We start from the raw sequence: 13,312 nt of genomic DNA, 5'->3' as shown, positions 1-13,312 counted from the left end.
GCGTCGGTCAGACCGGCGCGATCCATGTTTTGAGGGCAAGGCTACCGGTCACCACCGCGACCAGAAGCGCCACGAAGAACACCGGCGTCCATGGCACCCAGCCGACGCTGTCGGGTGCCTTGCGCTTCATGCGCCGGCGATCGCCAAACAAGGCGAGCGCGGCAACGAGCAGCGCCGATACCGCGATTATCGTCCAGCGACCGGCGTCGCTGCTCACAAGGTAGTCAAAGCTCATAACCTGATGCCGCAAGTGCGAATTGCCGCTTGATCGCGGCCCTGTGCGCGCCCAATAGCCGCGACATGCCGCAAAGCGCAAACCCGACCTTGCCGTTGCCGGAAGCACAGCATCGCCCCGTTCTTGCGCTGGCGATACGCTTCTTTGCGGGGCTCGCGCTGGCCACCATGCTCATGCTGGTGAAGCTGGGAAAAACGCGCGGGATCGATTTGCCGCACATGCTGCTGGCGCGTCAGGCTCTGACTATTCCGATCCTTCTCGGCTGGCTCGCAATGCGGGGTAAGCTGCACATCATGCGCACCGACCGCATCGGCAGTCATGCATTCCGCGCGGGTACGGGCACGATCGGGATGGTCCTCAATTTTGCCGCCCCTACCCTTCTGCCGCTCGCCGTGGCGACCACGCTGAGCTTTACCAGCCCGATGTTCGCGGTTGTCCTGTCGGCGTTGCTGCTGCGCGAACACGTCGGCAAGTGGCGCTGGCTGGCGGCGACGCTGGGCTTTGTGGGCGTGGCGCTCGTCGCCGATCCGTTTCATGCGACCGTCCCAATGTTCGGCGCGCTGGTCGCAATCGGCGGCGCATTCATGGTGGCCTTGATCTCCATCCAGATCCGCGACCTCACGAAGACCGAGGATTCGGTCGCCATCGTGACATGGTTCGCGATCTTCGGAACGCCGGTCCTTTTCATCGTTTCGCTCTTTTACGACTGGAACGTAGATGCAGGCGATATCCTCGTCCTTCTCGGCATCGGCGTGTCTGGCGTGGCCGGGCAGCTCCTGCTCACCGCATCGCTGCGTTTCGGGCCGGTGTCGACCGTGATCATCATGGATTACATGGCGCTGATCTGGGCAACGACCTACGGCTGGCTGATTTTCGAAAACCTGCCCCCTGCAAGCCTTTGGCTGGGCGCACCGATCGTTATCCTTGCCGGCGGCATCATCGTCTGGCGCGAACAGAAACTGGCCAAGCAGCGTAACGAGGCGGCAGCACGTTGATGGAACCAATGTGAAAGGACGGCGTTCTGGGTTCCAAGTCACTTGGAAAGGACAATTACATGATCCGTCGTATCGCTATGGCCGCCGCTATTGGTTCGCTCGCTCTCTCCGCCGCCGCTTGCAACACCGTCAAGGGTGCAGGTCAGGACATCGAGTCCGTTGGCGAAGCGGGTGAAGACGCGATCAACTGATCGCGCGCAAAAGTTGCTAGCCGAACGCCCGTCGGACTCCGGTCCGGCGGGCGTTTTCTATTGGCGGCGATAGACGAGCATGAGGTTATTCGCGGGCATCTCGATGCGGCTGGCGCGAGTGAGGCCATTTGCGGAGGCAAGTTCATCCAGCCTCGCGATTTCTCGAAGGCCCCAGCTCGCGTTGCGCGCCTTGAGATTGGCATCGAAGGCAAGGTTCGACGGGGCGGTCGGGCGGTCCCGCTCGATAAAAGGTCCGTAGATCGCCAGCGGCGCACCATCAGCCAGAACTTCGCCTGCCCCTGCAAACAGCCCGACAGTCGCTTCCCACGGAGCGATATGCGCCATGTTCGCGCAAAAGATCGCGTCGGCATGATCGACCGGCCAGCTGCCGTCGATGAGATCGAGAGGCAGCGGCTCCCGGACATTCGCCAGACCGCTTTCCGCACGCCAAGCAGCGATTGAGGCGAGCGCCGCATCGGATACGTCGGTCGGCTGCCATTCAAGCGCAGGAAAGGCGCGTGCGAAATGGACCGCGTGTTCGCCCGTCCCGCTCGCGATTTCGAGCACGACACCGCGTTCAGGCAGGATCGTGCGCAAGACACTGGCAATAGGTTCGCTGTTACGTTCGGTCGCAGGGGCGTATTGCTTTGCCGCCCCGTCGGTCAGCTCGAACGGCTTCGGATCAGATCCAGCGTCGGACACGGCGGCGATACTCCTCGTATGTCTTTCCGAAGCGCTGCGACAACCAAGCCTCCTCGCGCCGGATCACGAACGTCTGAACCGCGATGATCGAGAGCGGGAGCGTCAACAGCCCCCCAAGGCAATTCATGGCCACCGAGATGCCGAAGCAGACCAGCGCCATGCCGAGATACATGGGGTTGCGCGTCAGCCGATATATGCCCTCGGCCACGAAGACGGTGTCGGTCTTCCACGGTTCCGGATTGTTGCCCGACCGCCGAAACCGCAGCAGGGCAAGCACGATCACGACGAGGCCCGCCATTATCGCTCCGCCGCCCAGCACCCAGCGAACGATGCCGGGAATCGCCGGATTGAGGCCGAACCAGTCGTTGATGACCCGCCCGATCATCAGGAACCCGAAGAACACCAGCGGCGGAGGGAAGCGGACCTGTGCGCTGTCCTTGTCGACGCTGAAAATGCTCATGCCGTGATCACCTCTTGTGTGGTCGCCTTCACTTCCCTGCGCCACAGGGCTGCGAGAAGGCTGCCGATGACGACGTGATAGACGGCCGAGATCGCTGCGGGAACAGGGGCCAGCGCGGCCTGCATCGGATCGACGAACTGGCGGGCGAATGCGGGGGTCGAGGCAAGGCTCGCGCCAAGGCCGGAGTTCTGCATGCCCACCTCTATCGAAATGGTCCGCAGATCGTCGCGCATGAAACCCAGTACCCGCGCCATCAACCAGCCCAGCCCGAAACCCAGGGCATGAAGAGCGAGCAAGGCGACCAGCAGGACACCAGCATTAGCTTCAATCAGCGGCTTCGATTTCGCGACAATTCCGGCGACGATCAGGACCACGAAGACGATCGATACGATCGGCGCGACCGGCACGATCCGCCGCGTAAGACCCGGCAGGTAACGCGCCAGCGCCACGCCCACGATCACCGGCACCAGCACGACCGAGACCATGTCGAGAAACAGGTTCCAGCGGTCGATCTCGATATAGACGCCCGCCAGCCAGCCGGTCAGCAGCGGCGTCAGCGCAATCGCCACCAGCGTCGAAGCCATCGTCATCGACACCGACAGCGCGACATTGGCCCGCGCCATATAGGCGATGACATTGCTCGCCGTGCCGCCCGGACAACAGGCGACGAGGATCAGGCCGACCGCAAGGCCGTTGGAAAGCCCGAAAAGCCCCGCCAGAACCGCACCCGAAAGCGGCATAACCGTGAATTGCAGCACTACGCCCGCGATCACCGCGCGGGGCATCTTCGCGACGCGGCGGAAGTCGGCCACCGTAAGCGTCAGCCCCATGCCCAGCATGATGACGCCCAGCATCACCGGGATCAGCGGCTGGCCCAGCGGGCGGATCGAACCGTCCGTGACCCACGCGAAATCAGCCGGAGAGAACCACGCCCAGGCAACGCCCAGCACGGTCCACACGGCAAACAGGTTCGTGATCCGCTGTATCAAGTCCGGCCCCTTCCCGCGCGGCTTATGCCAAGCCGCGCGGGTGGCGGCAATCGTTCAGCTTCCGCCGATTTCCGATAGGCTGGGCGTCCCGGGCGGGACACCTTCACCCTTGTAGGTCAGCACCGGCTTGCGCGCAGCGCGCGTTTCGTCGAGCCGGCGGCGCGGCGCATAGTGCGGCGCGCTCTTCAGGCTTTCGTCCTCGGCCTTGGCGCGGGCGGTCAGGCTCTTCATCGAAGCGATGAAGCGGTCGAGCCCGGCCTTGCTCTCGGTCTCGGTCGGTTCGACCAGCATCGCGCCGTGAACGACGAGCGGGAAATAGACCGTCATCGGGTGGAAACCCTCGTCGATCAGGCCCTTCGCGATGTCGAGCGTGGAGAACCCGTCAGGCAGGTTCTCGTCGCTGAACAGAGCCTCGTGCATGCAGGGACCGGCATCGCCGAACGGCGCGTCGAGATCGCCTTCAAGGCTGCGCAGGACATAGTTCGCGTTCAGTACCGCGTCTTCCGCCACCTGGCGAAGGCCATCGACACCGTGGCTGAGCATGTAGGTCAGCGCGCGGGTGAACATGCCCATCTGGCCGTGGAACGCGGTCATGCGGCCGAACGTCTGCGGCAGGTGATCCTTGGCGCCGCGCTCTTCCACCATCCGCAGCCGGCCCTTTTCGTCGCGGCGGACGAAGGGGATTGGCGCGAAAGGCGCGAGCAGTTCGGACAGGACAACCGGCCCAGAACCCGGACCGCCGCCGCCGTGCGGGGTGGAGAACGTCTTGTGCAGGTTGATGTGCATCGCATCGACGCCAAGGTCGCCGGGGCGCACCTTGCCGACGATGGCGTTGAAGTTCGCGCCATCGCAATAGACCAACCCGCCCGCGGCGTGGACCGCGTCGGAAATGGCCTTCATGTCGCGCTCGAACAGGCCGCAGGTGTTGGGGTTGGTGATCATCACGCCCGCAACGTCGGGACCAAGCCTGTCCTTCAGCGCCTGAAGATCGACACGTCCGTCCTTCGTCGCCGGGATGTTCTCGACCCTGTAGCCAGCGAAGGCCGCGGTCGCCGGATTGGTACCATGCGCGGATTCGGGCACGAGGATCACCTCGCGCGCATCGCCCCGCGCTTCGAGCGCGGCGCGGATCGCAAGGATGCCGCAAAGCTCGCCATGCGCGCCTGCCTTCGGGCTCATGGCGACGGCTTCCATGCCGGTCAGCTTGCAGAGCCAGTCGGCCAGCTGTTCGATCACTTCGTAGGCGCCCTGCACCGTGTCCATCGGCTGAAGCGGATGGATGTCGGCAAAACCGGGCAGACGGGCCATCGCCTCGTTCAGACGCGGATTGTGCTTCATCGTGCACGACCCCAGCGGGAACGGGCCAAGGTCGATGGCATAGTTCTGACGCGACAGGCGCGTGTAGTGCCGCACCGCTTCCGGTTCGGTCAGCGCGGGCAGATCGACCGGTGCCTTGCGCGCGAATTTCGCCAGCGCGGGGCTGACGTCGCCCGGTTCCTCGTCGAAATCGACGCCGCACTTTCCGGTACCGCCCAGTTCGAAGATCAGCGCTTCTTCCAGCGCAAGCCCAGCATCGCCGCTGGCGGTCTTGGCTACGGGACCACTGCCAGCTTCGCCCATTTCAGGCTTCCAACCACTCTTGTTCGGGGCGTTCATGCGAGTTCCTCCGCAAGAGCGGCAACGAGGGCGTCGACATCCTCGTCGCTGCAGGTTTCGGTGACGCAGACGACCAGCCCTTCGGACAAGTCGAGCGAGTCGGGATAGAGGCGGCTCAAGGCCACGCCCGACAGGATGCCGCGCTTCGCCATGCGCAGCGCAACTTCACGTGCATCGTGGCCGACAAGGCGCAGGGTGAACTCGTTGAAGAACCCGCCTTCGTTGACCAGTTCGACCCCGTCGATCGCGGCCAGCTTGCCCGCCGCCTTGACCGCACGGGCGTGGTTGATGCGCGAAAGCTTGTCGAGCCCTTCACCGCCCAGCAGCGTCATGTGGATCGAGAACGCCAGCGCGCAGAGACCGGAGTTCGTGCAGATGTTGCTCGTCGCCTTTTCGCGGCGGATATGCTGCTCGCGCGTAGAAAGCGTCAGCACGAAACCGCGCTTGCCGTCGGCGTCCACGGTCTCACCGCAAAGGCGGCCCGGCATCTGGCGGGCGTACTTTTCACGAGCACCGAACAGGCCGAGGTACGGCCCGCCGAAGTTGAGGCCGACGCCCAGCGACTGCCCCTCACCCACGACGATGTCCGCACCCAGCGAACCGGGGCTTTCGAGCAGGCCCAGTGCGACCGGCTCGGTCACGACGGCGACCAGCAGCGCGCCCTTGTCGTGCGCGGCGTCGGCGATTTTCGCCAGATCGGGGATACGGCCGAGGATGTCAGGATATTGGACGACGACGCACGAGGTCTTGTCGTCGATCATGTCGATCATCGCGTCGTCACCGGCATCTGCGATCAGCGCGGGCGAAAGCTCGCGGATCTCGTCCTTGGTGAACTTCGCCATGGTCTTTGCGGTCGACAGGTAGTGCGGGTGGATCGGGCCGATCACCACGCCGTCGCGGCGCGTGATGCGCGCGGCCATCGCGATCGCTTCCCAGCACGCGGTAGACCCGTCGTACATCGAGGCATTGGCGATGTCGGTGCCGAACAGGCGCGCGACCTGCGTCTGGAACTCGAACAGGACCTGCAGCGTGCCCTGCGCGATTTCAGGCTGATAGGGTGTGTAGGCGGTCAGGAACTCGCCGCGCTGGATCAGGTGATCGACGCTGGCAGGGACATGGTGGCGATAGGCACCCGCGCCCAGGAAGAAGGGAGCGTCAGCCGCCGACAGGTTCTTGGCCGCCAGCTTCTTCATGTGGCGCTCGACCGCCATCTCGCTGGCATGAGCGGGCAGGCCTGAGATCTCGGCGTTGAGGACGCCATCGGGCACGTCGCGGAACAGGTCGTCGACCGTGTCGGCGCCGATCGTGGCCAGCATCTCGCTGCGGTCGTTGGGAGTGAGAGGGAGATATCTCATTTTCGGGTCTCAGTCCTTGAAGGCGAGGAATCGCAGGCGGACGTAATCGGCGGTCCAGTTGCCGTCCGGGTCCTGCAATTGCGGGGCGAGCAGGCGGACGGTCTCGGCGATCATCGCCTCGCCGTCCTGCTGATCGAAGAAGCCGTGGCGGAAGGTATTCAGCCAGGCGGCCATGCCATCAGGCAATGGCGTCGGGCGCGGCACGAGCGCGATGGCATCGACGCGGAAACCGGCCGCTTCGAGTTCGCGGGTCGCGCGGGCAACGCTCGGATAGTTCTGGCGGTCGACCGGATCCTGACCATGCTTTTCGGCAACGGCGCGGATCGCAGTGCGGATGGCGGCGATATTGCCGAAGCCGCCGCATTCGCAGGCAAAGCGCCCGCCGGGCTTCAGCGCGCGATGGACACCCGCATAGACCGTCGGATGATCGGGCATCCAGTGCAGCGCCGCGTTAGAGAAGACGGCATCGAATTCGCCGTCATAATCGAGCGCCTGCCCGTCGCCCTGCCGCACGGTCAGCCCACGCGCCCGGGCTCCGTCCAGAAGGCCCGCATCGGCGTCAAAGCCGAGCACTTCGGCCCCGCTTTCGGCAATCCGCGCAGTCAGCACCCCGTCGCCGGAGCCGAGGTCGAGGATACGTTCCCCTTCCCTCGGCCCCAGCAGGTCGAGCACGGCCTGTCCGAGCGCCGGAACGAACGAACCCGTCGTCCCGTACGCCTTGGCATCCCATGCCTGCGGGGTGCCCGTTACGGCCATCAGAGGCTGTCGACGTATGCCTTGTAAGCGGCCTCGTCCATCAGGCCTTCCAGTTCGGAGGCGTCCGACAGCAGGACCTTGAACAGCCAGCCGTCGCTTTCCGGCTTGGTGTTCACCAGTTCCGGTTCATCGGCCAGCGCGCCATTGGCTTCGCGCACTTCGCCCGAAACCGGGGTGTAGACGTCCGAAGCGGCCTTGACCGAATCGACGACCGACACGGAATCGCCCTTCGAAACACTGTCGCCTTCGCCCGGAAGCTCGACAAAGGTGATGTCGCCAAGCTGTTCCTGCGCGTAATCGGTGATGCCGACGGTGCCCATCGGGCCGTCGACCGAAATCCATTCGTGGTCCTTGGTGAAATAGGTCGTCATGTCGGATCAGGCCTTTTTCTTGCGATGATAACGATGAGGGACAAAGGGCATGTCGGTCACGGTCGCGTCCAGCATCTTGCCGCGGACCTCGATCTGAAGCTTCGTGCCCGAAAGCGCGTGGCCAGCCTCGACATAGCCCATGGCGATGGGGCCGCCGACCGTGGGGGCAAAGCCGCCGCTGGTGACGGTGCCGATGCGCGCGTCGCCTGCGAAGATCGGTGCACCTTCGCGCGCGGCCATGCGGCCTTCGATCGTCATGCCGACACGCTTCGAGCTCGGCCCCTTGGCGAGAATTTCGAGGATCTTGCCGGCAGCCGGAAAACCGCCCTGCTCGCGCCGCTTCTTCGAGATCGCGAAAGTCAGATCGGCGCTGACCGGATCGGTCTGTTCGGTAATGTCGTGGCCATAGAGCGGCAGGCCCGCCTCAAGCCGCAGGCTGTCGCGCGCGCCGAGGCCGATGGGCTTTACCTCATCCATCGCCACCAGCGCATCGGCCAGCATGGCGACCTTGTCGGCGGGGACCGAGATCTCGAACCCGTCCTCGCCGGTATAGCCGCTGCGCGTGATGTAGAGCGGCACGTCGCCCCACATCGCGAAAGTGCCCTGCATGAATGACAGGTCGTTGGCGAGCGGCACGAGACGGCCCAGCGCATCGGCGGCCTTGGGCCCCTGCAGCGCGAGCAGCGCCTGCTCGTCATGGTGGGTCAGCGTGATCTCGTCGGGCAGATGTTCGCGAAGGTGACCGATGTCGTCCCACTTCACCGCACCGTTAACGACGAGCGCGTAGTGATCGCCCGCATTCGTCACCATGAGATCGTCGAGAATGCCGCCCTCTTCGTCGAGCAGCATCGAATAGCGCATCCGGCCCGTCTTCAGCGCCGAGAAGTCGCCGGGCATCAATGCCTCGAGCGCTTCTGCCACGCCTTCGCCCGAGACCGAAAGCTGGCCCATGTGCGACACGTCGAACAGCCCCGCGTTCTCGCGCGTCCAAGTGTGTTCGGCGAGGATGCCCTCGTACTGGATCGGCATCGAATAGCCCGCAAACGGCACCATGCGCGCGCCGCGTTCGCGGTGCCACGCGTCGAGCGGCAGGCTCTCGATCGTTTCGATTTCGGCTTCGGTATCGCTCAAGGTACAGCTCCGTTTGCAATCGGCAGGCCATCGGGCCGCAAAATGCGAACCCGCGGCCCCCTCTGTCACGGAAACCTGAGAGCTTTCCCCCGTTCCCAAAAAAAGGCGCGAGGTTACCCCTTCGGTGGCTCCAGATGGAGCTCTTTCCAGAGCGTCGCTATCGACCGGCACGGTCCCTTGTGCCTGAGAGATTCCGGGGCGGTTGCTCCTTCGGCGGCCCCGTCATTCCCCCGACAAGGCGAATCACGAAGCGCTCTCCCGCGCGGTCAGCGACTGGTTCGGCTTTGGATTCGCAGCGGCCCTGAGTCAATCGGCCAATGCGCCGTGGACGGGCTTAATCCGCCGCTTTGCCAGCGTGAGCGCCGGTGCGCGCAAGATACCGTCGTTGTCGTGAACGAAACGGCCCTCCGCCTTCTCTCCAGCCAGCGCCAGCATCGCGCGCGCGACGTCTTCGGCCTTGATTGAGCGGAAGCGGCGATACTGGCCGTGGAGCATGAGGTCGGTGACCGGGCTTGCCATCATGGCGATCCGTTCGCCGGTGCGCCGCTCACCCCCGCGCGGACCGCGCAGCAGGCCGGGGCGCAGGATATCGACGCGGGCGAAGTCCATCTTCTTCAGCGCGTTCTCCATCTCGCCCTTCACGCGCAGGTAGAACGCCTTGACATTGGCATCGGCACCCACCGAGCTGACCGCGACCATCTGGCGCGTTCCGGCATGGGCCGCGGCCTTCGCGCATTGCACGACGAGGCCGTAATCAACCGCACGGAACGCCTGTTCGTCCTTGCCCGCCAGCTTCCACGTCGTACCCAGCGCGCAGGCGAGCACATCAGGCTTCATGTCCGCGATTGCGCCCGGCCAGTTAGCAGGGTCGGCGATGATCATCTCCATCCGCGCGCCGGACGGCAGCGGAGCCTCGCGCCGCGACAGCGCGGTCAGCCGGACATTGGTGAAATTGCGCGCCTCTCCGATCAGGCTCATGCCGACAAGGCCCGTCGCGCCGATCAGCACCATGCGTTCAGACATTGCTGAGCTCCTCCGGCGGAGCGCCGAACAGGTCGGTGTAGCGGCGGATGGCGTAACGATCGGTCATGCCGGCGATGAAGTCCGCGATGTGGCGCGCACGGGCGGGCTGCGCCTCGGGCAAGGCGGCCTGCCAGTCGTCCGGCAAAAGAGACGGATCGGCGCTGTAGGCCTCATGCAGTTTCTTCAAAAGGTCGACGGCAAGGTCGGCGGTGCGCTTCTGCGCGGGGTGGTAATAGACGTTGTCGTACATGAACCGCTTGAGCACACGCTCCGCGGCCCCGACCCCGCGCGAGAACCCGGCCAGCGCCCGGCCCGCCTTGCGCACGTCGATTGCGGTCTCGACACCGGCATCGGCGATGCGGCCCTTGGTCTCGGCGATCACGTCGTTGACCATCCAGCCAATCTGGCTGCGCACAAGTTCGCGCTGAAGCCTTTCGCGCGAAGTGCCGGGAAAACGGCGTTCGATCGCGCGCCACTGATCGGCGATGAAGTCCATGGCGAGCAACTGGTCGAGATCGATGAACCCTGCGCGCAGGCCATCCTCGATGTCGTGATTGTCATAGGCGATGTCGTCAGCCACCGCCGCGACTTGCGCCTCCAGCGAGGACCAGCGACCGAGGTCGAACGGGAACGCGGTGTTCAATTCGTCCAGCGCCCAGGGCAGCGGCTTGTCGCCCGGCACCGGCCCGTTGTGCTTGGCCAGCCCTTCGAGCGCTTCCCACGACAGGTTCAACCCTTCGTGCGTGCAATACGGGCTTTCGAGCCGCATCAGCGTGCGCAAGGTATGCGCGTTGTGGTCGAACCCGCCCTGCCCTTCGAGGGCATGGTCGAGCGCGGTTTCGCCTGCGTGACCGAACGGCGCATGGCCGATGTCGTGGGCAAGGCACAGCGCCTCGGTCAGATCCTCGTCGAGGCCGAGGCTGCGCGCGATGACGCGGCCGACTTGCGCGACCTCGAGGCTATGGGTCAGGCGCGTGCGGTAATGGTCGCCATAGGGCGCGACGAAAACCTGCGCCTTGTGCTTCATCCGGCGGAACGCGATCGAGTGGATGATGCGGTCGCGGTCGCGCTGGAAGGCGCTGCGCGGGCCGCGCACGCCGCCGCCCGGCTCGCCGAATTCGCGCCCGCGCGACTGCACGGGATCGGCGGCATAGCGCGCGCGATAGCCAATGGCTTCGCCTTGGTGTTCAGGAGCGGCCAGCGTTTCCATCCGCGCGCCCTAGGCCAAATGCCTCACGACTTGAAGAGCCGATCAACTCTCGCCGAGAATCCAGTTCGCCGCGGCCTTCGCGTGGATGGCCGCGCCGTCGAAGATCGGCAGGACGTTCGCCTCGGTATGGACGATGAGATTGAGTTCGGTGCACGCCAGGACGATCGCCTCTGCCCCGTCCTTTTCGAGGTTGGTGATGATCGTGCGCAGGGCCCGCTCGCTCTGCCGGCGGACCTTGCCCAGCATGACTTCTTCGTAAACGATGCGGTCCACCGTCTCGACCGTGTCCATTTCGGGCGGAAGCAGTTCGATGTCGCGCGCGACGAGGCGGCGACGGTAGAATTCTTCCATCATGACATTGCGCGTGCCAAGCACCGCGGCCTTGGTCTTGCCGTCCGCGATCATCGCATCGGCAACGCAGTCAGCAATGTGCAGGATCGGGATCGAGACAGCCTCTGCCACGCGGTCATAGACGCAGTGCATCGAATTCGCCGCGATCACCAGCGCCTCTGCGCCTGCCGCCTCCAGCCGCTTTGCTGATGCGGCCAGCGCCTCTGCTGCCCGGTCCCAGTCCTCGCGGCTGGAAAGCCGGTAGAGGGGCGCGAAATCCAGGCTGTCGATGATCAGGGGGGCGGAAGATTGCGCGCCGACCTTCCGCTGGACGATGCGATTGATGTCTTCGTAGTAGTCGCGGGTCGAAACCCAACTCATCCCGCCGATTACGCCCAATTTGCGCAAATGTCCGATTCCCTCATTCTTCATGTAGCAGTGCACTTCTAGGAACAAATGAGGCGGCGCGTCCAGCGACGCGCCGCCCCGTTTTGCCGGTCTCCTCCCCTTTTTAGATCAAAGGGGCAAGACACGGTACGATCAGTTGTGCGGTGCGGGACCCGAACCGAGGATACCGATCGAGTAGCTGTCCTTGCGGCGCGTCACACCACCTTCGGCAGTGATGCCTTCGCCCCACAGCAGGATGCCTGCCGCATGCGGCGAAGCCATCGAGGTTCCGCTCATCGACGCATACTGGCCGCCGAGATAGGTCGAGGCGATGGCCACGCCCGGCTCTGCGAAGTCGACTTCGAGACCGTAGTTCGAGAAGCTCGCCCAGCCGTCGGCATCGTCGATGGCCGCGATCGTGTAGATGTTCGGGCCTTCGGCGCTGGCCGGCGACTTGCGCGAGGTGTCGGCACGTTCGTTACCGGCAGCCAGCGCGAAGAGGATGCCGTTCTCCGACGCGGCGATCACCGCATCGTTCAGGACCTGCGAGAAACCGCCGCCAAGGCTCATGTTGGCGACGTCGCCCGCATTGCCCTGACCGGCATAGTCGACGCCGGCGATAACAGCCGAGTAGCTGCCCGAACCGCTCGAATCGAGGACGCGGACGGCGATGACCTTGGCGCCGGCTGCGACACCGGCGACGCCCGTGCCGTCCTTCTTGGCGGCGATCGTACCGGCAACGTGCGTGCCGTGGCCGTTCGTGTCTTCGCCGCCGTTGTTTTCGCCGGTGAAATCGCGGCTCTTGGCGACGTCGACGTTGAGATCGGGGTGATCGAGATCGATACCCGAATCGATGACGTAGGCGACATGATTGCCGGTGTAGGCTTCGCCGCCGTGCACGCGGTCGATGCCGTAGGGCGTTTCCGCATCGCCATCGTCGTGGGTCAGCGTGGTGTCACCACCGCCGTCGCCGCCACCGCCACCCGGTCCCTTGCCCGGAGGAGGCGCCATCGGCGTGACTTCGATCGGGCCGAGCGAGAAGACCTGGTCCTGCTCGCAATAGGCGATGCCCGGGTTCTTGGCCTTCATCCGTTCGACAGCCTGTGCAGGCATGTAGGTAGAGAAACCGCGAATGGTGTTCTTGTACGTGTGCATGACACGGCCGCCGTTGCCGCGAACGGCACCTTCGGCAGCGACCTTCACGAGGTTCTTGGAGACCGCGCCCTTGTGGAAGACGCAGATGTACTGGTTGGCGATCGGCTTTGCGCCGCGTTCTTCAGTCGGCTTTGCAGCTGCCGGCATGGCAATGAGGCTTGCGCCTGCAAGTGCCGCGAAAATCAGTCCCTTGGAATGCATGACCCTGATAGTCTCCCTGATGTATCCCCGACCCCCGGGGATGCGATCAGACTAACCGGTCATTTCACGGACGCAATGCCATTTAGCATCATATGAAACTAAATTCGCCGCCGGAGAGAAACGTTCTGTCCCTCTCCGGCGGCGATGAATGGTTAACCGGCAAAT

At 64.6% G+C, this 13,312-nt stretch carries 15 protein-coding genes and 2 riboswitches; of the genes, 2 read left to right on the top strand and 13 right to left on the bottom strand.

Annotated elements, in window-relative coordinates:
• Positions 1 to 7: 7 nt before the first annotated feature.
• On the bottom strand, positions 8 to 235 hold the full coding sequence (locus KIH45_RS01845) for a hypothetical protein (protein ID WP_213174284.1): 228 nt from the start codon (positions 233 to 235) through the stop codon (positions 8 to 10).
• A 65-nt stretch (positions 236 to 300) separates the two neighbouring features.
• On the opposite strand from KIH45_RS01845, the gene KIH45_RS01840 reads away from it, so the two are divergent.
• Together KIH45_RS01840 and KIH45_RS01835 are read left to right on the top strand one after the other, a co-directional pair.
• On the top strand, positions 301 to 1,230 hold the full coding sequence (locus KIH45_RS01840; RefSeq protein ID WP_213174283.1) for a DMT family transporter: 930 nt from the start codon (positions 301 to 303) through the stop codon (positions 1,228 to 1,230).
• 77 nt (positions 1,231 to 1,307) lie between these two features.
• Positions 1,308 to 1,421 (top strand): entericidin A/B family lipoprotein, encoded by a 114-nt coding sequence (locus tag KIH45_RS01835; protein WP_420481921.1) that lies wholly within the window; start codon positions 1,308 to 1,310, stop codon positions 1,419 to 1,421.
• A 57-nt stretch (positions 1,422 to 1,478) separates the two neighbouring features.
• Here KIH45_RS01835 and KIH45_RS01830 read toward each other — a convergent pair whose 3' ends face one another.
• The 12 genes from KIH45_RS01830 to KIH45_RS01775 form a co-directional block, all read right to left on the bottom strand.
• Positions 1,479 to 2,123, bottom strand: coding sequence for a DUF938 domain-containing protein (locus KIH45_RS01830; protein ID WP_337925379.1), 645 nt, complete (start codon positions 2,121 to 2,123; stop codon positions 1,479 to 1,481).
• The gene (locus tag KIH45_RS01825) at positions 2,104 to 2,583 is read right to left on the bottom strand and encodes a methyltransferase family protein (protein WP_225899581.1); all 480 of its coding nucleotides are present in this window, start codon (positions 2,581 to 2,583) and stop codon (positions 2,104 to 2,106) included. Before KIH45_RS01825 ends, KIH45_RS01830 begins: the two co-directional genes overlap by 20 nt.
• On the bottom strand, positions 2,580 to 3,572 hold the full coding sequence (locus KIH45_RS01820) for a bile acid:sodium symporter family protein (RefSeq protein WP_213174281.1): 993 nt from the start codon (positions 3,570 to 3,572) through the stop codon (positions 2,580 to 2,582). The genes KIH45_RS01825 and KIH45_RS01820 overlap by 4 nt, the downstream gene beginning before the upstream one ends.
• A gap of 54 nt (positions 3,573 to 3,626) precedes the next feature.
• Positions 3,627 to 5,228, bottom strand: a complete 1,602-nt coding sequence (gene gcvPB, locus KIH45_RS01815; RefSeq protein ID WP_213174280.1) for an aminomethyl-transferring glycine dehydrogenase subunit GcvPB — start codon at positions 5,226 to 5,228, stop codon at positions 3,627 to 3,629.
• Positions 5,225 to 6,583, bottom strand: a complete 1,359-nt coding sequence (gene gcvPA / locus KIH45_RS01810) for an aminomethyl-transferring glycine dehydrogenase subunit GcvPA (RefSeq protein ID WP_213174279.1) — start codon at positions 6,581 to 6,583, stop codon at positions 5,225 to 5,227. The genes gcvPB and gcvPA overlap by 4 nt, the downstream gene beginning before the upstream one ends.
• Before the next feature lie 9 nt (positions 6,584 to 6,592).
• Positions 6,593 to 7,339, bottom strand: coding sequence for a class I SAM-dependent methyltransferase (locus KIH45_RS01805; protein ID WP_213174278.1), 747 nt, complete (start codon positions 7,337 to 7,339; stop codon positions 6,593 to 6,595).
• The gene (gene gcvH / locus KIH45_RS01800) at positions 7,339 to 7,710 is read right to left on the bottom strand and encodes a glycine cleavage system protein GcvH (RefSeq protein WP_066552176.1); all 372 of its coding nucleotides are present in this window, start codon (positions 7,708 to 7,710) and stop codon (positions 7,339 to 7,341) included. The genes KIH45_RS01805 and gcvH overlap by 1 nt, the downstream gene beginning before the upstream one ends.
• 6 nt (positions 7,711 to 7,716) lie before the next feature.
• A complete protein-coding gene (gcvT, locus tag KIH45_RS01795; RefSeq protein WP_213174277.1) occupies positions 7,717 to 8,841 on the bottom strand; it encodes a glycine cleavage system aminomethyltransferase GcvT in 1,125 nt (374 codons plus the stop codon).
• A gap of 52 nt (positions 8,842 to 8,893) precedes the next feature.
• A riboswitch (glycine riboswitch) is annotated at positions 8,894 to 9,001 on the bottom strand.
• A riboswitch (glycine riboswitch) is annotated at positions 9,002 to 9,112 on the bottom strand.
• A gap of 35 nt (positions 9,113 to 9,147) precedes the next feature.
• On the bottom strand, positions 9,148 to 9,864 hold the full coding sequence (locus tag KIH45_RS01790; RefSeq protein WP_213174276.1) for an NAD(P)H-binding protein: 717 nt from the start codon (positions 9,862 to 9,864) through the stop codon (positions 9,148 to 9,150).
• On the bottom strand, positions 9,857 to 11,074 hold the full coding sequence (locus tag KIH45_RS01785; RefSeq protein ID WP_213174275.1) for a deoxyguanosinetriphosphate triphosphohydrolase: 1,218 nt from the start codon (positions 11,072 to 11,074) through the stop codon (positions 9,857 to 9,859). The genes KIH45_RS01790 and KIH45_RS01785 overlap by 8 nt, the downstream gene beginning before the upstream one ends.
• A 42-nt stretch (positions 11,075 to 11,116) precedes the next feature.
• Positions 11,117 to 11,836 carry an aspartate/glutamate racemase family protein gene (locus KIH45_RS01780; RefSeq protein WP_213174274.1) on the bottom strand — a complete coding sequence of 240 codons (720 nt, stop codon included), beginning with the start codon at positions 11,834 to 11,836 and terminating at the stop codon, positions 11,117 to 11,119.
• Between the two features lie 108 nt (positions 11,837 to 11,944).
• Positions 11,945 to 13,147 (bottom strand): S8 family serine peptidase, encoded by a 1,203-nt coding sequence (locus KIH45_RS01775; RefSeq protein ID WP_225899580.1) that lies wholly within the window; start codon positions 13,145 to 13,147, stop codon positions 11,945 to 11,947.
• Positions 13,148 to 13,312 lie beyond the last annotated feature (165 nt).

It is taken from the genome of Croceicoccus gelatinilyticus, assembly GCF_018398395.1.
Lineage (GTDB): Bacteria > Pseudomonadota > Alphaproteobacteria > Sphingomonadales > Sphingomonadaceae > Croceicoccus > Croceicoccus gelatinilyticus.
Note: the sequence above shows the minus strand (reverse complement) of the source record. Positions and strands in the feature narration are given on the sequence as shown.